General features: G+C 49.5%; 24 protein-coding genes and 1 tRNA gene. 10 read left to right on the forward strand and 15 right to left on the reverse strand.

Annotation, left to right across the window (positions count from 1 at the left end; genetic code table 11):
- Window positions 1-10 precede the first annotated feature (10 nt).
- The 5 genes from B9G79_RS13830 to rpmB all read right to left on the reverse strand — a co-directional run bounded on the left by B9G79_RS13830 (window position 11) and on the right by rpmB (window position 2,327).
- Window positions 11-256: a hypothetical protein gene (locus B9G79_RS13830; RefSeq protein ID WP_088566035.1), complete on the reverse strand. Its 246-nt coding sequence runs from the start codon at window positions 254-256 to the stop codon at window positions 11-13.
- A gap of 138 nt (window positions 257-394) precedes the next feature.
- Entirely contained in the window at window positions 395-1,225 is an 831-nt protein-coding gene (locus B9G79_RS13835) for a carbon-nitrogen hydrolase family protein (RefSeq protein WP_088566036.1), read from the reverse strand.
- 11 nt (window positions 1,226-1,236) lie between these two features.
- On the reverse strand, window positions 1,237-1,590 hold the full coding sequence (locus B9G79_RS13840) for a hypothetical protein (protein WP_088566037.1): 354 nt from the start codon (window positions 1,588-1,590) through the stop codon (window positions 1,237-1,239).
- 173 nt (window positions 1,591-1,763) lie between these two features.
- A complete protein-coding gene (locus B9G79_RS13845; protein ID WP_088566038.1) occupies window positions 1,764-2,024 on the reverse strand; it encodes a KOW motif-containing protein in 261 nt (86 codons plus the stop codon).
- 15 nt (window positions 2,025-2,039) lie between these two features.
- Window positions 2,040-2,327 carry a 50S ribosomal protein L28 gene (gene rpmB, locus B9G79_RS13850; RefSeq protein WP_041577024.1) on the reverse strand — a complete coding sequence of 96 codons (288 nt, stop codon included), beginning with the start codon at window positions 2,325-2,327 and terminating at the stop codon, window positions 2,040-2,042.
- Between the two features lie 194 nt (window positions 2,328-2,521).
- Here rpmB and rpsR point away from each other — a divergent pair, with 194 nt between their 5' ends.
- Window positions 2,522-2,791: a 30S ribosomal protein S18 gene (gene rpsR / locus B9G79_RS13855; RefSeq protein ID WP_011163482.1), complete on the forward strand. Its 270-nt coding sequence runs from the start codon at window positions 2,522-2,524 to the stop codon at window positions 2,789-2,791.
- A gap of 76 nt (window positions 2,792-2,867) precedes the next feature.
- Here rpsR and B9G79_RS13860 read toward each other — a convergent pair whose 3' ends face one another.
- Complete coding sequence (locus B9G79_RS13860; RefSeq protein WP_232468696.1) at window positions 2,868-3,260, reverse strand: hypothetical protein; 393 nt, start codon at window positions 3,258-3,260, stop codon at window positions 2,868-2,870.
- 145 nt (window positions 3,261-3,405) lie between these two features.
- Between B9G79_RS13860 and B9G79_RS13865 the strand changes: the two genes are divergently transcribed.
- A complete protein-coding gene (locus B9G79_RS13865) occupies window positions 3,406-3,612 on the forward strand; it encodes a hypothetical protein (RefSeq protein WP_088566040.1) in 207 nt (68 codons plus the stop codon).
- On the opposite strand, the gene B9G79_RS13870 is transcribed toward B9G79_RS13865, so the two are convergent.
- Window positions 3,609-4,271 (reverse strand): hypothetical protein, encoded by a 663-nt coding sequence (locus tag B9G79_RS13870; protein ID WP_088566041.1) that lies wholly within the window; start codon window positions 4,269-4,271, stop codon window positions 3,609-3,611. The genes B9G79_RS13865 and B9G79_RS13870 overlap by 4 nt on opposite strands.
- 82 nt (window positions 4,272-4,353) lie before the next feature.
- Between B9G79_RS13870 and B9G79_RS13875 the strand changes: the two genes are divergently transcribed.
- The 3 genes from B9G79_RS13875 to B9G79_RS13885 all read left to right on the forward strand — a co-directional run bounded on the left by B9G79_RS13875 (window position 4,354) and on the right by B9G79_RS13885 (window position 5,276).
- Window positions 4,354-4,430 (forward strand) — tRNA-Pro (locus B9G79_RS13875).
- A gap of 131 nt (window positions 4,431-4,561) precedes the next feature.
- On the forward strand, window positions 4,562-4,756 hold the full coding sequence (locus tag B9G79_RS13880; RefSeq protein WP_088566042.1) for a hypothetical protein: 195 nt from the start codon (window positions 4,562-4,564) through the stop codon (window positions 4,754-4,756).
- 31 nt (window positions 4,757-4,787) lie between these two features.
- Complete coding sequence (locus tag B9G79_RS13885; RefSeq protein WP_157678786.1) at window positions 4,788-5,276, forward strand: GNAT family N-acetyltransferase; 489 nt, start codon at window positions 4,788-4,790, stop codon at window positions 5,274-5,276.
- Window positions 5,277-5,294: 18 nt separating this feature from the next.
- Here the strand turns inward: B9G79_RS13885 and B9G79_RS13890 are convergent, their stop codons facing one another.
- Window positions 5,295-5,957, reverse strand: coding sequence for a hypothetical protein (locus B9G79_RS13890; RefSeq protein ID WP_088566044.1), 663 nt, complete (start codon window positions 5,955-5,957; stop codon window positions 5,295-5,297).
- A 218-nt stretch (window positions 5,958-6,175) separates the two neighbouring features.
- Between B9G79_RS13890 and B9G79_RS13895 the strand changes: the two genes are divergently transcribed.
- Complete coding sequence (locus tag B9G79_RS13895) at window positions 6,176-6,919, forward strand: endonuclease I family protein (RefSeq protein WP_088566045.1); 744 nt, start codon at window positions 6,176-6,178, stop codon at window positions 6,917-6,919.
- Between the two features lies 1 nt (window position 6,920).
- Here B9G79_RS13895 and B9G79_RS13900 read toward each other — a convergent pair whose 3' ends face one another.
- Entirely contained in the window at window positions 6,921-7,811 is an 891-nt protein-coding gene (locus B9G79_RS13900; protein WP_157678787.1) for a YihY/virulence factor BrkB family protein, read from the reverse strand.
- Between the two features lie 196 nt (window positions 7,812-8,007).
- Here B9G79_RS13900 and B9G79_RS13905 point away from each other — a divergent pair, with 196 nt between their 5' ends.
- Together B9G79_RS13905 and B9G79_RS13910 are read left to right on the forward strand one after the other, a co-directional pair.
- Window positions 8,008-8,634 (forward strand): hypothetical protein, encoded by a 627-nt coding sequence (locus B9G79_RS13905; RefSeq protein ID WP_198298016.1) that lies wholly within the window; start codon window positions 8,008-8,010, stop codon window positions 8,632-8,634.
- A 268-nt stretch (window positions 8,635-8,902) separates the two neighbouring features.
- Complete coding sequence (locus B9G79_RS13910) at window positions 8,903-9,478, forward strand: pentapeptide repeat-containing protein (RefSeq protein WP_088566048.1); 576 nt, start codon at window positions 8,903-8,905, stop codon at window positions 9,476-9,478.
- A gap of 3 nt (window positions 9,479-9,481) precedes the next feature.
- Here B9G79_RS13910 and B9G79_RS13915 read toward each other — a convergent pair whose 3' ends face one another.
- Both B9G79_RS13915 and B9G79_RS13920 read right to left on the reverse strand, forming a co-directional pair.
- The gene (locus B9G79_RS13915; RefSeq protein WP_011163471.1) at window positions 9,482-10,489 is read right to left on the reverse strand and encodes a malate dehydrogenase; all 1,008 of its coding nucleotides are present in this window, start codon (window positions 10,487-10,489) and stop codon (window positions 9,482-9,484) included.
- Window positions 10,490-10,629: 140 nt separating this feature from the next.
- Window positions 10,630-11,889: a JmjC domain-containing protein gene (locus tag B9G79_RS13920; RefSeq protein ID WP_088566049.1), complete on the reverse strand. Its 1,260-nt coding sequence runs from the start codon at window positions 11,887-11,889 to the stop codon at window positions 10,630-10,632.
- Between the two features lie 189 nt (window positions 11,890-12,078).
- Here B9G79_RS13920 and B9G79_RS13925 point away from each other — a divergent pair, with 189 nt between their 5' ends.
- Together B9G79_RS13925 and B9G79_RS13930 are read left to right on the forward strand one after the other, a co-directional pair.
- Window positions 12,079-13,296 (forward strand): class I SAM-dependent rRNA methyltransferase, encoded by a 1,218-nt coding sequence (locus B9G79_RS13925; protein ID WP_088566050.1) that lies wholly within the window; start codon window positions 12,079-12,081, stop codon window positions 13,294-13,296.
- Window positions 13,297-13,315: 19 nt separating this feature from the next.
- Window positions 13,316-13,597, forward strand: a complete 282-nt coding sequence (locus B9G79_RS13930; RefSeq protein WP_011163468.1) for a chorismate mutase — start codon at window positions 13,316-13,318, stop codon at window positions 13,595-13,597.
- Window positions 13,598-13,628: 31 nt separating this feature from the next.
- Here B9G79_RS13930 and B9G79_RS13935 read toward each other — a convergent pair whose 3' ends face one another.
- The 4 genes from B9G79_RS13935 to B9G79_RS13950 form a co-directional block, all read right to left on the reverse strand.
- Entirely contained in the window at window positions 13,629-16,187 is a 2,559-nt protein-coding gene (locus B9G79_RS13935; protein ID WP_232468698.1) for a U32 family peptidase, read from the reverse strand.
- A gap of 162 nt (window positions 16,188-16,349) precedes the next feature.
- Window positions 16,350-17,567: a hypothetical protein gene (locus B9G79_RS13940; protein WP_088566052.1), complete on the reverse strand. Its 1,218-nt coding sequence runs from the start codon at window positions 17,565-17,567 to the stop codon at window positions 16,350-16,352.
- A gap of 90 nt (window positions 17,568-17,657) precedes the next feature.
- Window positions 17,658-18,374 (reverse strand): SDR family oxidoreductase, encoded by a 717-nt coding sequence (locus tag B9G79_RS13945; RefSeq protein WP_232468701.1) that lies wholly within the window; start codon window positions 18,372-18,374, stop codon window positions 17,658-17,660.
- A complete protein-coding gene (locus tag B9G79_RS13950; protein ID WP_088566054.1) occupies window positions 18,371-19,081 on the reverse strand; it encodes an alpha/beta fold hydrolase in 711 nt (236 codons plus the stop codon). The genes B9G79_RS13945 and B9G79_RS13950 overlap by 4 nt, the downstream gene beginning before the upstream one ends.
- Between the last annotated feature and the right edge of the window lie 30 nt (window positions 19,082-19,111).

A 19,111-nucleotide genomic window follows, 5' to 3' on the forward strand; every position in this document is an offset into this window, starting at 1 on the left:
CTGGCTTCCCCTATTCTTCCATCGGCTCGTCTTTGACTTCCGCCTGTGGAGCCAGCTTGCGCGCCGGAGTGGCCAGTTGGGACTGAACCTTCAGTTCCTCTTCATCCCGTCCGCCAGGATAAAGACGCTTCTTGGCCTTCATCGCAATCTCTGCCTCACGGGCCTCATCGTACTGAGGCTCGGTGGTGTCTTGCGCGTGCGCAAATGGAACACCTACTGAGGATAGCAGAAACAAACATAAGAAAACTCGGATCATAACCCGCTCCTGTCTTCCGCGCTTCGCGCGCATATTAAAAGCTAACTGAGAAAGTTGTCATTAGAAATAGTGCAGGAATTCTGGTTTTCAGTCCAGAACTCTGGCGCGGCCCAGCCCATGTTTTTCGGGGGTAAAAGCTCAACCCACCGGCAGTCTGCGGTGGAACTTCATCGGTATTTGGCGTCGAACAGATTCAATCCGCTCGCGTGTGAATTTAGCGATCGTCACCCCAGGCTGGCGCTTTTCAACTTGGCCTACCACGGCCCCCCAAGGGTCGATAATCAGACTGTGACCATAGGTTTCCCGGGTGCCCCCGCGAAGACCTGTATGAGTGCCGCCTTGGGCGGCTGCGATCACATAAGATTGATTCTCAATCGCACGGGCTCTGAGCAGGATTTCCCAGTGGGCCTCGCCGGTTTTCACCAGGAATGCCGCCGGCAGCAGAATCACATCGACTTCGCGACGGGCGTACTGCGAAAACAGTTCCGCAAAGCGCACATCATAACAAATGGCCTCGCCGACCTTCCAGCCATCGATGTCGATCACATGCGGGGTCTGACCGTGACGGAACACATCGGATTCGCGGATAGGCTGTTGCCCTTCCAACTGAATGTCGAACAGATGCATTTTCTGATAAGTCGGCTGAACCTCCCCTTCCGGAGTGATCAGCGCCGAGGAATTATAAAGATGCCCCTCCAGATACAGAGGGATCGAGCCCAGATGCAGATAAGTATTGTAGTGTTTGGCCAGTTCGGAAAGACGGGCAAAGGCCGGGTGACTGAGAGTAAGCCCCTCGATCTTTTCGCCCTCTTTCAGACGCAAATAAAGGCAGTTTTCAGGAAAGGAAACAAAGCGCGGTTGCGCGGTTTTGAAGGTCTCCTTCAAGAGCTCTTCCATCTGAGCCACGTTGGTTGTTACATCATCGACCGAAGTCATTTGCACTGCTGCGACAACCAACTCTGAGCTCATCAGGGGACCTCTTACTCTTCGCTGTTAATCAGAACATTGGAAGTGCGCGCTTCTTTGACTTCGCGGCAGTTCCATTTGGCTTCTTCCAGATTTTTTCGCACATTTGTTACGAAGTCATGGCAGGACTGATGATTTTGTCCAGAGCCGATGGTTTCATCCACACCTTGTTTTGTGTAGATCGCGCGGCAGATTTGGTCTGCACCAATCTCAACACGCAGAGTGCGAACCGTCTTGTTATGTTTGCACAGAACAAGAGACTCCCCTAATTCAGCCGCGTGACTGAAAGACGAAAAAAAAAGCACTGTGATCGATGCCGACAACAGTGCTTTTATGTTTTTTGCTTTAGAGATTTGGTCCTGTTTCAAGCTGCTCTCCTCTTTTAACAAGTGGGGCGAAATTAATGTTTCTAAACCCAACTTAGATTTTACGCAGCTATGTAAGAGACTAAAACGAAGAGATCGCCTTAAGGACCAAATTTAGACTTTGTCTTAGGCAAACTTTGCCCGGTTGACCTTTAACTGACAACCGGACTTATAGACTAAGCGGACTTAGACTTAGCAGCCTTTTTGGAAGTCTTCTTCTCTTTGGAAGCAGCTTCTACCAACTTCACGTTGGAGTAGTCGATGAAGCCTTCTTTTTTCAAAAGACCATCTTTTTTGTCGTAGTGTGTTTGTACTTTCACACCTTGAACCTGGATTTTCATAGCGTTAGCGTCTACAGCGATAACAGTGCCCTTCTTACCTTTGTCAGAGCCTGTGATAACTTGAACTGTCGCGCCTTTTTTGATTTTCAATTTCATTGTGGCCAACCTTAATTAGTTCTTAGAAGAAATTTTCTTTTTGATTCTCATCTTAACGGTCAAAGCTCTTTTAGAAAGCTTGGAGTCGTCTTGATTAAGGATGAAATTATCAAAACCACCTACGTGCTCCATATCACGGATAGCACTAGCTGCGATTGAAAGTCTTACCATTTGGTTCAAAACGCGGCTAAAGATGCGTTTTTTCTGAACATTTGGTAGAGCAGTTGATTTTGTTTTAATGTTGGAGTGGGATACCAAGTTTTTAACAACTGGACCTTTTCCGGTTACTTCACATTTGCTCATTCTAAGCTCCTCTGGCTCTCTTACATAGGGCACCCCTTCGGATGCCTTAAAACTAGCTACAAGTCTGGGTTGGCGCCTAACGGCGCGAAAAACAAGAAACAACCATATAAAGTAAAAAGACACTTGATGGCAACTCTTTTTTCTCGTATACACAAGAACTCGCTAACCAACAGGAAATCGAAAGTAGGATAGTAATGAAAAAGACAACTCGTAGCAAATACCGTCAGGAATTCTCTGGTGACCACGTATTCGATTACAAAGATCCAGCATCTTTGACTCGTTTCATCGGTGACGGTGGTAAAATCACTCCATCCAGAATCTCTAAATTGTCCGTTGCTCAACAAAAAAGAGTAGCAGCAGCAGTTAAGAAATCCCGTAACTTGGCTCTATTGCCATCTGGTTCTGACTCTTACGATACATTCCACAGAGCAGAAGCAATCTCTCCAGTTCCTTTCGAGATCTAATCCGAAGCGAACAAGAGAACTGATTTCCTGCTTGGGAAGACAAAAAAGCCGGTGTGAAAACCGGCTTTTTTGCGTTTTAAACCTTTTCCCGGCTGACTTTCCACCAGCTCCAGACCGTCGCCGCCATCATCAGCATGTAACTTTTACTCGACCACTGATGCAGCACCGGGCCCGGAATTCCGATAAAAGACAGTTGCTCAAACGGCACGCCCCAGTTCATCAAACGGATACCTAATATAGGTAACGCAAACAGGGTCCAGAACTGCATCACAACCACAAACCAGACAAACTGGCTGAGTTCCGCCCGGCGGTATTCGACCACCATCATAATGACTGGCAGCAGCACAAAAAGAATCCCCGCCAAGGTCGCCGCGATCTGGCGATCCGGGACCCCCCTGAACAGGGCCATCACCGCCAGGATCACAATCACTTCCGCTATTAGATATCCAAGAAAAGCATTTCGTCTCATATCCAAGAAGCTAGTCCACCCCACCAGACAACTCAAGGGGTAAGCACGCCCAGCACCCGTTTATTTTGATTTGAAGCCCGAACCGTCCGGCCACCGCCTTGCAATAGGGGTTACTCGAACAACGAAACCTTTTAAGGGGGCTTAAATGGAAACCAACGAATTGAGACTTTTGAAACTGCAAACGGAACTGAAAACCTTCGGCCTGAATCCGGCCGAATGGAGCCTGCAAAAGATCCAGGCCCTGGGTTACCTGCTTCTAAACACCCAGGACGAACAATTTGCTATGTACGGAGAACTTGAATACCGCGACAAAAAACCTCGCTGGAAGTCCCTGGAGGTGGTGTCGCTTTAATAGACTTCGCAACGGACCGAGAACAAGCTGCGATTCCAGATATCCTGCTCTGAAAGAACCTGCGTGGCCTTACGAGGCTCGACAGCCACCAGAGCCGGATCCGCGGACGGCGGCAGTTCTTCGCCCGGGAACTTTTCATAAACTTTTTTACGGAAGTTCGTCCACGCCTCTTCCCCATTGGCCCGAGTATAGATGTTCTTCAGACGACAGAAGATCGCGATCTCGGCATCTTGCATCCATCCAAAACGCTCAAGCCCCATTTCTGGAGGCTTGGTTCCCCAGGCCAAACGCGCCATCAATTCAATCCCATCATTCAAGTTGGAACGAACTTCATTAATCCCATACAACTGGGAGGTACATTCGGCAGAGGATTTGCCGACACCTTCCGCCACCTCACGCAAGATTGTGAAGTACTCATAGCAAGACCCCGCACTGTTCCCGAGCTGGCAGGCCTCTTTGGCGCGCACGATGGTCGGCGGAATTTTCGATTTCTTGTAGTCTGTTGGGAAGATGTTGCCTTTTTGCAACTCCTTGAAAGCTTCAGCCTGGGTGTCGCAAACTGAGTGAGGCGGGCTCATGATCATGAAGGCAATGATGGCAACCACCAGGACCAAAATGGCAAGAACAGGCTTCGGCAAAGAGTTCAGAAAGTTTTCCATGAAAAAAAGGGTACTAATATTACGCGTTAGAATCTAGTAGTTTGACAAGAGGCCTAGGGATTATGTAGTTTTCTGACTCTGTCGGGGAGTAGCGCAGTCTGGTAGCGCATCTGGTTTGGGACCAGAGGGTCGTAGGTTCGAATCCTATCTCCCCGACCATTTTTCTCTCCAGCCTTTGGCTGGGAAAAATGGCCGCCTGCACTTCGGCGCTGCCGAAGTAGTTCCTAAAGATTGTTTTTATTCAAAGCCTTTTGAGAAATCAAAAGGCTTTTTTCGCTTCAGGAGCAATTATGTCTCAGCCTCAAGATCCAAAAAACCAGCCCCTGCCAGTCAATACTTCTGAACAACTGACTGCCGAGGCGGAACTGCTTGAAGAAAACTTTGAATCCGCTGACACCCTTGAGGATTTCACGAAGACGCTGATGGAAAGTCTGACCTCAAAGCTTCACGCCAATATCGACGAGATCTTTAAGCAGAATAAATAAAAAATAGAGAGCTGCCTAAAGGATGTGCATCATGATGACCACGGAAAGTCTCATAATTAAAAAATGGACCGAAGATATGGCTTCAGACTTTTTTGATCTTTCCATGGATTCGGGGTTCACTCTTTTTACGATTACAGACTACCGCCAAACAAGTGTCGAATCCGCCCTTCAATGGATCAGAAAGAACACATCCAAATTCGCTGTCATCGAAAAACAAAGCGGAAAGATCATCGGCATGGGAGGCCTGACTCCGTGGAGCTATGCTGGAGAGGCACTGACGGACATTACCTACAGGTTTAAGTCCTCCGCCCAAGGAAAAGGCTATGGCAAAGAACTGGCAAAAGCTCTGATTGATTATGGGTTTAACACGTTATCTCTTGATCAAATCACAGCGACAATTACACCCGACAATCTTCCTTCAAAAAAACTAACAGAAAAATTGGGTTTTAAATTGGATCGCAGAATCGAACTCTTGGGTGTGCCCACAGACCTGTATCGACTCTACAAGAAAACTTCGTAACGCAGTATTAGGTCCGACTCAGTAAGCCTTCTGGGCAGCCAGCCCCTTTGCCACGTATTCTCTCTGCAATAGCGTCAAAAGATCCTGGGGCCACCAGATATGCTTCCAGGTTTTTGTTGAAGAGTTATAAGCCGTACCTCTGGCTTTACCACGAGCCCACATGTAAAGCCCATCACCCCTTGCATAAGAGCTGCGATTGACGTTTATAGCGGGTAAACCCCTCATAAACCCTCTGATCGCCATAGTGACACAGTTATTATTAATGGGATGAAAAACCGTGCTGCTGATATGGTACCAATCCGCATCTGCAGAACGATGGTAAAGCTTCGCACCCGAGAGACCTTCGAAATACTTTAACACACTCTGCGCCTGGGCAGAGGTTGCCTGAAAGCGAATCGCACGAATAACCGGGCCTCCTTCACGTTGCGCATCCAGATGGCTGCGTGCATTTTTCCAGACACGCAAAATAGCTTCACCCTGTGAATTAAACAGGCCCCACATTCGACCATAACGACCAAAATCAAAAACCAGGTCTGTTTCTGCATCTTTCACACGCAAGGAAACATGACCCCATTTGTGCTCGGGCCATACCTTGCCGACGACGATAAATTCCACGAAAGTTTCTGCATGGGCGAAGGTTGTCGCAAAGAAAATAACAACCGCAATGAGAAAAGAACGCATGAGGCAGGCTCCCTACTATTTAATGCATGTGAGAGCGCAACCTGAACCACATTACGACTTACGACAATACGAAACCTCATATATTTCAAGATCATAATGACTTAACTCTTTTGTCAGGAATTCGTTTAGATAGCTCGCCGCACGAAGACATCCAACCTTTCAAGATTGAAACGTCCGCACCCCTTTGATACTCGTGAAATGTCTACAAGGGGGGAACTGTGGGCCGTTCATTATTATTGTTGTCATCTGTACTTCTTTTAACTTCAATCGCAGCCAAAGCCGATCTTCGCGGCGATCTTAAAAAAGAAGTCACTTCCAAGCACGATCCAATTTCTTACGACAAAGCCCAAGTAGAACTGCTTGGCAACGTCGCTCTGATACGAATGACCGACGGCTCTTATGCCATCGATGAAGTCTATTGCTCCACACCTTATGGCAAAACCCATCTCGGAAACGGCGTCGGCCCAGGAAAAGAACCTGCTTCCACGATCATCAACGTTGAACACACAGTCGCTCAATCCTGGTTCAAAGGACGACACTATTTCAATGTCGGCAAAGCAGACCTGCACCACCTTTACCCGTCTGATTCCAGAGCCAATTCCATGCGCGGCAATTTCGCATTTGGGGACGTGGGCACAATTAAAAACATACCGAAGTGTTTTGATGAAGAAAGACATGACATCGACACAGAATCCAAACTGGGCAGCGGCAGCGAACGTGAGCTGGTGTTTGAACCACCTGTAAAACACAAAGGCAATGTTGCCAGAGCGATCTTCTACTTCGCGGTTCGCTACGACTTCCCAATCCCAGCTGCACAGGAAGCAACCCTGCGCCGCTGGAACAAGCTTGATCCCGTAGACCAAGCAGAAGTAGAGCGCAACAATGCCATTGAAAGAATTCAAGGCAATCGCAATCCGTTCATTGATCATCCGGAATACGTTGATCAAATTTCTAAGTTTTAGTCTAGATTACGGGCCAGTGAAAAGTCTGATCTAAATCCCGAGGTCTTCTTACTGCCACCTCCGACTTTACTTCTGCCTGGGACGACTTATCCCGCAACAAGACCTGGTTAGCAAACTCATAGCTAACCAGCAAGGTCAGAGCGCTATAGTAAACCCATGCCAGAAAAACCACGAGAGATCCTGCCGCTCCATAGGATTTCTCCAATCCTGCAGTCCCCAGATACAAACCAATCAAGGTACGGCCAATATTAAAGAATACGGTGCTGGTAACCCCCGCCACCGCACATCGTTTCCACGAGGCTTTGTCTGAAGGTACGAATCGATAGATCGCCGTGAACAGCCCGGCAAACACCATCAAGGTGATAACAAAAACCAGACTCTGCCAGAACCACCCCTGCTGTGCGGGAAAAACCACCATCAATGCCGTGGTCAGAAGCATCGAGGTGATCGTCAAAAAAACGAAACCCAGTAACAACCCCATGGATAAAAAACGATCCTTAACAAAACCCATCACCCCTTGTTCCTGCTCAGAGGCCTTGTGCTCATTGATTTTGTCCAAAGCGTATCGCAGCTGCGAAAAAATAGCCGACGCCGATATCAGCAGAACCACAAAGCCAATGACTCCAGAGATCCCAGTGCCCTGAGGATTCTTTTCTGCATTTTCGACAATCAGCTGAATCGAGCCACTGGCCTGTTGCCCCACAACGTCCGCAAATCCGGCAAAGATCTTATCACGGGTTCCTTCCCCGAACAGAGTCGCCAAGGACAAAAGAATCAAGACAAAGGGAGCCAGAGCAAGCCCTGTCGTATAGGCAATGGATGAAGCAAGAATAAAGACTTCGTGCTTGCTGACCTGATCCAAAAACTTTGAAAGCCGCTGTTTGAAATTCATGGATAGTTCCTCTTGGTTGAGACAAAAGACACACGTTTCAGCGTTACGATTTACTTCGCTTTTGCCAAACCAATAAGGCTGTTCCGGTGCAATTACAAAAACAGAAGTCCTGATTCTTTCTGCAAAGACAGGCGAGGACTTTCCCGGACTTGCAAATCCAAGCACCCCCACTAAACTAAAACCCATGAATAACATCTTGCGATTTCTTCTCACACTGACCGTAGTTTTGGCCACAGCCTGCGCACAAAAAGCCCCCAAACCACCCGAGGGCGGCAGATCAGGGGTCTTCATTGGTTACAAAAGCACTCCGCAAGACAAAGAACGCGATGCTGCCCTAAATAAAACGGCAATCGTTCCCATGAGCGATGACGAGCTGACGATAAAAATATACTTCCAGCTGCCAGAAGTCTCCATTGCCACCAGGGAAAAAATGGCGAAAAAGTTTGGAACAAACTTTGATAAGGACGACGGTGTTCACCCCTACAATGGGCACCTCTGCTTCCAGGGGGACATCAAGTCCAAAGAGCAAAAGGACTACTCCAAAACAGCCTGGTCGGCGACTGTGTTTGTGAACGGCAAGAAAACCCCACATACTCTTACTGCCAACCCAACTCCGGTTTTAAATCTTAATAACGGACAAAACCGACTGCTCAGCGGCCGAACGACGGTTCGCCTGTGCACTGATAAGAAATTCTTTAACGGCGTGAAGAAAGTGAAGCTGATTTTAAGCGCCGACAAAAAGAAACTTACCGAAATGGATTGGTCCGCCCCATGGCCCACGACTGAAATCGGCGAGCCCGAGCAATTCAACTTCAACCGCTAGGCGTTAAATCCCCCTCTGGGAAAACTATTTTTTAGCTCTTTACGCGCACGCCAAGGGGCCGTCCTTCAGCTGTTTTCAGTTTTGGATTACGGCATAAACACCCGGGTCAAAATCTCGCGTCTTGGACCCTTTTTTATCGATTCTAAAGTGGCTGCAATTTGACTCTTTCAAGACAGCGACACGCTTTCAAGACCGTCATTTGCCCCCCCATAAAAACATTTCAATTCACACCGCCAACAATGCTAGCTTCCTAAAAAAGGGAGACGAAATGAAATACATCCAGGTCACCGAAAATCAGATGCTGCAAATGTTGAGCAACCCGGACACAGAAATTTCCGGATTTGAGTTCACCAAGATGGACTTCACAGAGCTTAATCTGAAAAGTTCGCTTTTCCTGGACTGCAAGTTTGTCAGCTGTAACTTTGCCAACTGCTCTTTGATGAACGTCGCATTTCGCGGGGTCGCATTTGAAGACTGCAACCTGATGGGCACCAATTGGACCGAAGTGCGCAAGAATGGTGGTTATACCTTCAGCGGATGCAAACTGGATTACACAAGTTTTCAAGGCGTGGACCTGCGCGGATCAGGCTTCGTCAACTGCATGATTCGTGAATCTGATTTTGCCGGTGCCAACCTTTCCAAGGTCAGCCTTGCTGGATCCTCTCTGGCCGGGACATCGTTCACCAATGCCAACATTGAAAAAGCCGACTTCCGAGGTGCGCGTGACTACTTTATCGATCCCAAGTTCACAAAAATCAAAGATGCTCATTTTTCATTTCCGGAAGCTCTGGTTCTGATTGAAGCCCTGGGCGCCAAGCCTTTTTCAATTCAATATTTGAATTAAGAATTAAAGCATAGAAGCAACAGCGTCTTTTTCTTCGTTCAATTCTTTCAGTGTGTTGTTCATTTTCTCGCGAGAGAAAGCGTCGATCTCAAGACCTTTTACGATCTCGTATTCGCCGTTTTTGCAAGTCACTGGGAAGCCGTACATGATGCCTTCTGGGATGTCATAAGAACCATCAGAAGGGATACCCATAGTAACCCACTCCCCGTTCGTGCCCAACCACCAGTCACGGATGTGATCAACAGCTGCGGAAGCCGCAGAAGCTGCAGAAGACAAACCACGAGCTTCGATGATCGCAGCACCACGTTTACCCACTGTCGGGATGAACGTGTCTTTGTTCCAAGCATCACCTTCAGCCGTGCCCAGTTTCAACAACTCAGGAACTTTTGCACCGTCAGCAGTCGCGAAACGAACGTCCGGGTACATCGTTGGGCTGTGGTTACCCCATACTGCCACTTTCTTGAAAGAAGCAACTGGTTTGCCGGTTTTAGTCGCCAACTGAGACAATGCACGGTTGTGGTCCAAACGAAGCATTGCTGTGAAGTTTTTCGCTTTTACGCGACCGTGTTTCATCGCAGATTTCATCGCGATGTAGGCGTTCGTGTTTGCCGGGTTACCAACAACCAGAACTTTTACATTTGGATTAGCGTATTTGCCGATCGCTTCACCTTGTACAGTGAAGATCTGACCGTTTGCAGTCAGAAGATCTTTACGCTCCATACCTGGGCCACGAGGACGTGCACCAACAAGAAGGGCCACATCAGCGTCTTTGAATGCAACTGCTGGATCACCCGTAGCGATCATAGAGTGCAATAGAGGGAACGCGCAGTCCTCAAGCTCCATCATCACGCCTTTCAGCGCTTTTTGAGCTTTTTCGTCTGGGATCTCTAGAAGTTGAAGGATCACTGGTTGGTCTGCACCCAACATCGCACCGCTGGCGATACGGAAAAGAAGTGCATAACCGATTTGGCCGGCAGCGCCGGTAACTGCTACACGAACAGGAGCTTTCATAAGCTGGTTCCTTTCAAAGATTGTCGATTTAGCTATCCCGAAGAATTTAAACCCGCCGAAAGCCTCTGTCATGGGAAAATCGGAAAAATATGCCTGTTTTCTGGGCAACAGGACCACTTTTGTGTCCGGCACCCAAAGCGTCAGGCGTGAAACGCCCCGGCATCAGCCAGCTCTTGCAACAAGCCAAGGTCCCGCTTCGCCCCCTGAATCTTCAGGTACTGAGCCGGAACACACTCCTTGCCAGCATTCAAATCCTTCACCATCTTCAAAAGTCCGGCGGAAGAGCTCTGAACCAAAACCCCACCATAACTCAGACTGAAAGCTTTTTTGTTCACAGCACTCTGCTGCCACAAAACAGGCGAACGAACACTGCGAAGCCGCAAACGCGATTTTGCTGTGACCTTCACTGCGGATACAGGCACGGTCTTAAATCCTTGAAGCGAAATGTGCTTCATCCAGGATTTCAAGAGCGCCTCTTCAAGCTCGGCGGCACTCAGGGACTTCAGCGCTTTCAAAGAGTCCTGATAAATCTTTGGCAGCTCTCCGACTTCACCGGACTTGTCATGCAACGTCTTAAAGGGTGTTGTGACTTTCAACCCCGCTGAGCCCAGCTTCGCATCAACCAGATCCTTCAATGCCGCCCCAAACATATCCCCGTGGGGCTGATCCACCCACACGCCCAGACTCCAGGTCGCACTGAAAGAGCCGTCAGATTCAGCGATATGCCACTCTGAAGACGGCCAATAGGTCATGTCCCCCGGACCGACTTCGACAAGCTGGGAATGCTTCTTGTGCTTTTCATAATTGAACGTGCGATCCAGTTCCGGATGTTCATCGCCGTAAGCTGCAGGCCACAGACGGAATCTTTTCACCCCCGCCACCGGGAAGCTGAAGACCCCGCAGGAATCCACATGAACCCCGAACGGAGTCTTGCGATAGTTCCCCAGATAAAGGCCGATTTCAGAAAAACGATTCGGAAAACCCACATGACGGAAAAGATCGTCGGTAAAGTCCTGCAACAGATGCTGCTTTTTCAGATTCACCTGCAAAAGCTCATCGCAGACCAGGCAGTAATCCGGGAACTGGGCCTTCATACGTTTGTGATAGCCCAACAAGGACTTGTCGGACGTTTCGGGCAGCAGTTGCAAAACTTCTTCGGGGTCGGCTTTCACGCCCTCAATGAAAAACTTCAATCCTTCAGGATCATTCATTTCGCGGCAACGGTCACTGTAGGCCACCAACAGCTCAAAGATCTCGGCATCCGTCATCTCCAGCAGGCCGGATTTCACATTGCGGGCGACCAGGGGCTTTTTCTCCCAGTGGTTCTTGGCGAAGTTCTGCCAGAACTTCTGATCAAGCACGGTGGATGCAGCCTTGGGGGTGCCGGTTTTTTGCGCCATGAAATACTCCGTTTTAAGAGCGAAATTTGAAGGCGCCAGAGTCGTTGAGATTGATCTGGGAGTCAAATAGAAGGTCCGGCCTGTAAATTTGCCACCCCCTTTCTGTGCCCCCGGCAAAGCCCCTGCTAACACCTTGCGAAGAGGGGCGATTTAGCATAAAAAGAGCCCTCGCTTTGGAGACCCCGAACTATGACTTCTGCTGCCGTCACATTTGAAAACACCATTGAAACCATCGAGCTAAAACGTGACGTGACCAAGCACTTAAAACAAGGTCATCGCTGGCTTTTCGCTAACTGTTTTGATCCCAGCCGCAACCTGAAATCGGGGATTCATCTGCTGAATTATAAGGGCGAAGCCCTGGCGTTGGGCATCTGGCAGGGCGACACTCAATTGCGCTTCCGAGTTCTGGTGTTGGCTGAAGAGCCCATCTTCCGCCGCAACAACATGAAGCGCACCCTGGAACTTTACTTTGAAAGCCAGTGGCGCAAGGCTGTTGAGATTCGCAAAACCTTCGATCTGTCAGTCACCAATTCCTTCCGCCTGATTAACGGCGAAGGCGACGGCCTTCCGGGCCTGATCGTGGACGTTTACAACGACACGGCCGTAATCAAACACGATCACCCGATCATGGAAAAGACCTGGAATGCCCCGGCCATTGCCGAAAAAATCCAGGAAGCCTTCCCTCAGGTGAAATGCGTCTATCTAAAGCGCCGTAACGACGCCGAAGAAAAAGGTGTTAACATCGTGGGGACCCTGGCGCCGGAAGTTCAGTTCCTGGAAAATGGCGTTCTCTTTGCCTCGAACATCCGTGATGCTGCCAAGACCGGTTTCTTCCTGGATCAACGCGACAATCGCAAAATGATTCAGCACTTTGCCAAAGACAAAACGGTGCTGAATCTGTTCAGCTATACTGGCGGCTTTTCTATTTTCGCCGCCAAAGGTGGCGCCAAAGAAGTCACCAGTGTGGATATCGCGAAAGTCGCCATCCAAGCCGTGGCTCGCAACTTTGAAATCAATGATCTGAAGACGGTTCACCACGATGTGGCGACCGATGCCTTTGCCTACCTAGAGCAATTGAACACCGAAAAGAAAAAATACGACATCGTCATCACTGATCCTCCCAGCTTCGCGCCGAATGAAAAATCGGTCGAGCAAGCCAAGGCCGCTTACACCAAGGTGTTCTCTAACTCCATCAAACTGGTGAACCCTGAAGGTCTGTTTGCGGCGAGTTCTTGTTCCAGCCATATCTCGACCAAAGAGTTTATGGATATCTGCCAGGAAGCCTTTTCCCGCGCCCGCAAGAAGGCCACGCTGGTTTATATTGGCGGTCAGCCGGTGGATCACCCCTACCCTTTGGCCATGGAAGAGCTTCGTTATCTGAAGTTTGCCCTGTTCCGTCTGGACTAACCAAGAAGGTCTTTTATCTATGGAAACAATCCAAAGTCTTCGTCAGGAAATTGATCAGGTTCACAAAGAAATGCATGCGCTTTTACTGCGCCGACGTGATTTGACCATGGCCGTGTGGAAGATCAAGCAGCAGGAAGGCCAGCCCTTCTTCAATGCCGAACGTGAAGAACAGATCTTAAAAGACTTCGTCAATATGGACGGGAAACAAGGTCAGGACCCGGCAATGGATGAACTGCTTAAAGGGGTCATGAACTCGGTCCTTCGGGAATACGAAAAGTATCTTCGCTCGAAATTTGAATAAAAAAAAGGGAGTCTTCTGACTCCCTTTTTTATTACTTCTTGCGGCTTTGGTATTCTTTTTCTCTCTGGAAGTGGCTTTCAGAAAGACCGTAGCTTTCTACGTTCCCCAGATCCTTGATCAAAGATTCCAGATCTTTTTTGCCGCTGATGAAATCCAAATGCCCCTGAATTTTTGTAATCAGCTCAGAGTGACGCTCTTTCAAGGCCTCATAGCGGATATAACCCAAGCCCAAAGATTCCCATTCCTTCACATAGCGGGCCGCCGACTGGGACGTTCCGTTGTACATGGTATTACGGCATTCCTGATCCGGCTTGATCTGGTGCCAGTTGCCGAACTGGTCTTTCAGTTTCACCTGGTGCTTTTCACAAGGCTTGCCACAATCCTTGAAGCTGGAGCCTTTGCTTAGGAACGCCGCGAACACACAGTGCTCCATGTGGAAGCTTGGCATGTACTGGTAAGCCGTCACTTCAAATTGCGCGGCTTGACCGGCTTGAATCAGCTCACTGACCTGCACGTTGTTTAAGTCATAGCCCAGGCACAGGCTGTGAAGACCTTTGTTCAACAGGTATTGCGCCGTCAGGTGGTTCGTCACGTTCAAGCTGAAGTCACCCAGGATCTGGCCCTGATAGTTATTGGCCTGCAGCCACTGAACCGCACCCAGGTTTCTGGCAAGGATCGCATCCGGATTCAAATTGAACAGATGCTTCACGTTGCGGTGTTCATTCGGTTTCAAAACACGGGTCGTGGCAATACCCACCTTGATTCCGTTTTCTTTCAGCAGCTTCAAGCTGGGCTCAAAATCCAAACCGAACTCGAAATCCAGGATCACCAGATTCAAACCCGTGGTGGTCAACTCGCCGGACTTGATGGCGTTAACGAAGTCTTCAACCTGCCCTTTTTCACGCAGAAGCAGATTCAGTTTTGCACCCGGAGCGGCTTTTTCAGCCGTCTTGTTGCCTTCAATCCATTCACCAACCGCCAAGGCGGTCAGCACTTCCGGAGCCGCGCCATTTTGAATGCGCAGATCCGTCAGTTCTTTCACCAGTTGCTGACGAAGCTCCTTCACCTGACGAGCCGGCAGGAATAGCGGCGTGGAAGCATCCAGTTCGCAAGTGAACTCATGCCCGCGGAACGGGCTTCCCATCAAAGCAAACAGCTCTTCCCGCAAGTCCAAAGAGTTCAAACCTTTGGATTTCGCAGGCTCACAGACGTTGGCAGACGTTGCAGAAACGGTGTAACGACCATCTGTGTAAGTGACCTTCAAAGGCTGCCCCAAAGACGCCTCCACATGAATAGACACAGGAAGACGCTTCTTTCTTTCCTTGTCTTCCACACTCAAAGCCACGTCACGCTTCAGGTCCTTGTCGTGATTGTAGAACACACGAGCACCCATGAAGTGCTCACTCATGTTGATGTCGCGAGAAAATTCCAATTCAAAGCGGCGCGTGTTCAGGGATTTGACGGCGAAAACAAATCCGCCTTTTTCAGCACTTTGTCCGTTGCGGTCCTGATAAACCCACAACACACCGTCACCGGCCTGAATGAAGTCGGCTTTCAGTCCCTGCTGGATGTTTTCTTCGGTCAGTTCGACTTCCAAAGAACTGTCTTTAACACGAACGACTTTACCGAATTCAAATCCACGGTGGGCGCTGAACGTGCCTTCCACCAGTTTCTGATGATTCACCCCATGGAACCAGCCGCTGAAAAAGCCACGGGAAAATGCCGTGGCCATTTGTTTTTTCAGCAGCACCGGATTCATCAAGGCCTGATGATTTTGCGCCGACTCAATCGCCTGATCAAAGCTGCGAGCCGCCGTCGCGACGTATTCAGGCGTTTTCAGACGTCCTTCGACCTTGAAGCAGTCCACACCCGCTTCAAGCAGGCTTGGGACTTCATTGATGCCACAAAGGTCCTGAGGGGACACCAGGAAGGACTTCCCGCCCAGATCGCGCTTTTCTTCGTCGACATACATTTCGTAGTTGAAGCGGCAGCTTTGCGCGCACTGACCACGGTTGGCGGAACGGCCACCGATGCCTTCGGATGTGAAACACTGACCGGAATAGCTCACACAAAGTGCGCCATGCACGAAGACTTCGATTTCTTTGTCAGTGTTTTGTTTGATCGAATGAATTTCTTTAATAGAGTTTTCACGCGCCAACACGAAGCGCTGAATGCCCAGATCATCAAGCCAGGTGATGGCTTCGGCATTGCTGATGCTCATCTGCGTGGAACCGTGCACTCGCTGATTCGGAGCCATCTGACGGATCAGACGGACCAAGCCCAGATCCTGTACGATGAAGGCATCCGGTTTTAGCGGAAGGATTTTTTCCAGAGTCTCGGCTGCCTTGTGCAGTTCGTTTTGGAAGATCAGAATATTGAAGGCCAGATTCACCTTCACGCCGTAAAGATGGCAGGTGTCGATGATCTCTTTGACTTCCTCGATTTGGAAATCATAGCTTCGCCCGCGGGCATTGAAACCCGGTACACCCATGAAGATGGCATCAGCCCCATTGTGGATGGCGGCCATAGCCATCTCTTTGGTACCCACGGGAAGTAACAGTTCAGGACGTTTGAAGCTTTGTGTTTGCATGGACGGTAATAAGCCAGTACCCAGCGAATTCCGCAAGCAGAAACCCCGCCCCTTCTCAAAATACGAAATTTTTATTAATTACAGGGGCTTGGCAGCAATACAGAAGCCCCTGGGAAGCACTCTTTGCCCCCTGATTTATGGAATATTTTCCAAGAGTCGGCCCTAATGGACAGCCTGCTTTTCTGCAGCTGAAAGCATTTTCAACAGGCTTTCCAGCATGTGCACTTCCGCCTCGAGGGGACCAAAGCGCTTTTCCAGCTCAAGGCGGGCTTGTTTTTTGAGTGTCTCATAGCTGCGGCGGCTGGAAAACTTCCACGCCGGATGCTTGCGACAGGCCTTCAGATTCTTCTTGAGCGTTTCGTACTCTTCATTCAACACCAAAGAACTTTGATAGATTTCATCGGTGGTCAAGTCATTGAGCTGCCCCAGCTCGGCCATGCATAAAAGTTCAATGCGTTTCAAGGCGTCATGGTCCTGGGCTTTGTATGCCGCTTGCACACGCTGCCATTTGATGGAAGCCCAATCCTGATGCTCTTTCGAAACACCGATCTGCTTGTCCGGATGAAGCAGGCGCGCCAGTTTACGATAGGTGGTGCGCAGCAGACTTTCAGCCTCCGCCTGCTCTTTTTCCAGGGCTTCTTCACTGGCATTTTCAGCAATGATCTGCTGAAGGAAGTCTTTTAAATGGACCGGCATATTGCGCAGGTATCTTTGCTGGTAAGCGGGATCAGCCGCTTTCCACAAACGCCCCAATAATTTCCAATCCCCGCACTTCATCGCGATCTGAAAGGTCTCTTTAAACAACTGATATCCCGCCATTGGAACGGACAGATGACGGGCCATCATGCCATCGTCAATATCATTCAGATAGTGATACACCGAGCGCGCACGACGTCTAAGACCGCTCAATGCGGAATCGTCCTTAAAGAAAATTTCAGCAAAATTAACGGCCGGTCCATCTTCAGGAATCGGCAGCGGCTCCCCCGGCACTGCGGAACTTCTGGTCGCGGTGTCGAAGCGATTCTTTCTCAGTTTGTCGATAACAAACTTCCACACATCATCGCCGGCCTGGTACTGGCTTTCCTCCTCTTTCAGCATGCAGTAGGCACGCTCCAAAGGAACATTCGAGGTGTTGGCGACGTATTTCAAATGCACTTGGAAGGTGGTCAGAACCTTATGACGTTTTTCAAGCAGCTCGCCGGCTTGAAGTTCGTCTCGGAACGTCAGATTGTACCAGTCTTGATACAGGATTTGATCCCAGAGCAGAAAATCCGTGTGGTCTTTTTCAAGCTGACGGATTTTCTTCAGCAGGTTCGACGAGGCAAAGAACAAATCTTTGCGTATATTTTGGTCATCCGTCAGAGAAACATCATGATGCATAAGAGGCAATCCCTTTACCACGCCTCTGATGTCATCGCTAATAAAAACACGGAACTGCCAAATCTATCGGCAGTGCTGCTGAAAAACCCATCAGTCCAAACGCGGACGAAGCCAACTTGGATAAATCTTGGCAAGAACATCCGAGCCCACAACCTTGGAAGGCTCTTGTACGTCAGTAAATAAAATTGGAGCCATTCCCCGCGCGGCCGTCCACTCGCCATAGTATTCTTTTTTTACGGGATGAAATGGCGTCACAGCATTAATAACAGGCAAAGCGGATTCTGCCTGAGCCGCCGCCCAGATGATCTGCACCAGATCGTCACGGTGAATCAGATTCACGGCTGAATTCCCAGCGCAAGGCCGCTGGCTTTGCGACAAACTTTTGGCAGGGTGCCGGTCACCACCAATCAAGCCGCCGGGACGAATCACCGTCAGTGGGCCCGAGAACTTCTGACTTAAAAGCGTTTCCACGGCCACCAACCAACGTGCGCTGTCCGTGGTGGGCATCGTCGGTGTTTGTTCGGTGATGCTGCCGGCTTGGCCGCCATACACTGAAATCGAGCTTATAAAAATAATCCGGCGATAGTCCCCTGTCGGAATTTTGGCAACGAAGTCTTCAGGATTGATTTGCACCAGCGGAGGTGTGTTCAGGAAAAGTACGTCACAGGATTTATTCGGAAAATCATCACAACCCCAGTCAAAATCCTGACTGCGGGTGCCCCAGTTTTCGATCCCTTTTTGACTTAAGTGTTCAGCAAGCTTCTGCCCCAGCCAACCCAATCCAATGATGCCCCACGTTTGCTTCACCACTGACCACCGACAAAATCCAGAACGGCTTTACCCAGTTCGGCGGGTTGTTCCAACGGCACATAATGCCCGCAATGATCAATGATCTGGAACTTGGAGCGTGTTATCTGGGCATGACGATTCTTCAAAGACTCCAACGGCACCACCCGGTCATTGGCTGCCGCCACGATCAGAACCGGGAACGACAGTTCTTGCAAGGCAGCGCCTTGGTCGATCCGGTCCACAGTGGCCAAGGTTTGGTTGATATACTGTTCAGAGGAAAAATCCGCACTCATCTGCATGATGGGGCCGACCACTTGCGGGTCCTTCAGAAAATCGGGGTGGATGTAACGGTCCATCTCTTTTTCCGAGATGCCGTTGTACTTTCCACGTCTTAAAAGGCCCACCATCTTCAGGCGTGCCGCCCGTGTTTTTTCCGACAAGGCACCAACGCTGGCAGCCACCAAGGACAAAGACAGAACTCGTTCAGGAAAACGGGTCGCAAAAGTTTCGGCGATATACCCGCCCATGGAAAAACCGACCAGATGAAAAACTTTGTCGGCCGTCTTTCCCACTTCTTCAATCATCGCTTCCAGGTTCTGAGGATGCTTCAGATCCACCACGCGAACATTGTAGCGTTCGGAAAAAACCGGGACCAGCGGGGCCCACAGGCGCTCATCACACAAAAATCCCGGCAGCAATACAATAGTTTCAAGTGTCTTTGTCATGCCCCGATCTTAACACCGGGGCATGACAAA

Origin of the sequence: Bdellovibrio bacteriovorus (genome assembly GCF_002208115.1) — a bacterium.
GTDB classification, from domain to species: Bacteria; Bdellovibrionota; Bdellovibrionia; order Bdellovibrionales; family Bdellovibrionaceae; genus Bdellovibrio; species Bdellovibrio bacteriovorus_C.

Excerpts from the sequence above, each read along its gene's own strand:
- B9G79_RS13880 (WP_088566042.1), top strand. The coding sequence starts at position 4,562 with ATGTCTCAGCCTCAAGATCCAAAAAACCAGCCCCTGCCAGTCAATACT.
- B9G79_RS13925 (WP_088566050.1), top strand. The coding sequence starts at position 12,079 with ATGACTTCTGCTGCCGTCACATTTGAAAACACCATTGAAACCATCGAG.
- B9G79_RS13940 (WP_088566052.1), bottom strand. The coding sequence starts at position 17,567 with ATGCATCATGATGTTTCTCTGACGGATGACCAAAATATACGCAAAGAT.
- B9G79_RS13900 (WP_157678787.1), bottom strand. The coding sequence starts at position 7,811 with ATGAATTTCAAACAGCGGCTTTCAAAGTTTTTGGATCAGGTCAGCAAG.
- B9G79_RS13885 (WP_157678786.1), top strand. The coding sequence starts at position 4,788 with ATGATGACCACGGAAAGTCTCATAATTAAAAAATGGACCGAAGATATG.
- B9G79_RS13950 (WP_088566054.1), bottom strand. The coding sequence starts at position 19,081 with ATGACAAAGACACTTGAAACTATTGTATTGCTGCCGGGATTTTTGTGT.
- B9G79_RS13890 (WP_088566044.1), bottom strand. The coding sequence starts at position 5,957 with ATGCGTTCTTTTCTCATTGCGGTTGTTATTTTCTTTGCGACAACCTTC.
- B9G79_RS13935 (WP_232468698.1), bottom strand. The coding sequence starts at position 16,187 with ATGCAAACACAAAGCTTCAAACGTCCTGAACTGTTACTTCCCGTGGGT.
- B9G79_RS13830 (WP_088566035.1), bottom strand. The coding sequence starts at position 256 with ATGATCCGAGTTTTCTTATGTTTGTTTCTGCTATCCTCAGTAGGTGTT.
- B9G79_RS13920 (WP_088566049.1), bottom strand. The coding sequence starts at position 11,889 with ATGGCGCAAAAAACCGGCACCCCCAAGGCTGCATCCACCGTGCTTGAT.
- B9G79_RS13865 (WP_088566040.1), top strand. The coding sequence starts at position 3,406 with ATGGAAACCAACGAATTGAGACTTTTGAAACTGCAAACGGAACTGAAA.
- rpsR (WP_011163482.1), top strand. The coding sequence starts at position 2,522 with ATGAAAAAGACAACTCGTAGCAAATACCGTCAGGAATTCTCTGGTGAC.
- B9G79_RS13930 (WP_011163468.1), top strand. The coding sequence starts at position 13,316 with ATGGAAACAATCCAAAGTCTTCGTCAGGAAATTGATCAGGTTCACAAA.
- rpmB (WP_041577024.1), bottom strand. The coding sequence starts at position 2,327 with ATGAGCAAATGTGAAGTAACCGGAAAAGGTCCAGTTGTTAAAAACTTG.
- B9G79_RS13915 (WP_011163471.1), bottom strand. The coding sequence starts at position 10,489 with ATGAAAGCTCCTGTTCGTGTAGCAGTTACCGGCGCTGCCGGCCAAATC.
- B9G79_RS13835 (WP_088566036.1), bottom strand. The coding sequence starts at position 1,225 with ATGAGCTCAGAGTTGGTTGTCGCAGCAGTGCAAATGACTTCGGTCGAT.
- B9G79_RS13860 (WP_232468696.1), bottom strand. The coding sequence starts at position 3,260 with ATGAGACGAAATGCTTTTCTTGGATATCTAATAGCGGAAGTGATTGTG.
- B9G79_RS13870 (WP_088566041.1), bottom strand. The coding sequence starts at position 4,271 with ATGGAAAACTTTCTGAACTCTTTGCCGAAGCCTGTTCTTGCCATTTTG.
- B9G79_RS13910 (WP_088566048.1), top strand. The coding sequence starts at position 8,903 with ATGAAATACATCCAGGTCACCGAAAATCAGATGCTGCAAATGTTGAGC.
- B9G79_RS13845 (WP_088566038.1), bottom strand. The coding sequence starts at position 2,024 with ATGAAATTGAAAATCAAAAAAGGCGCGACAGTTCAAGTTATCACAGGC.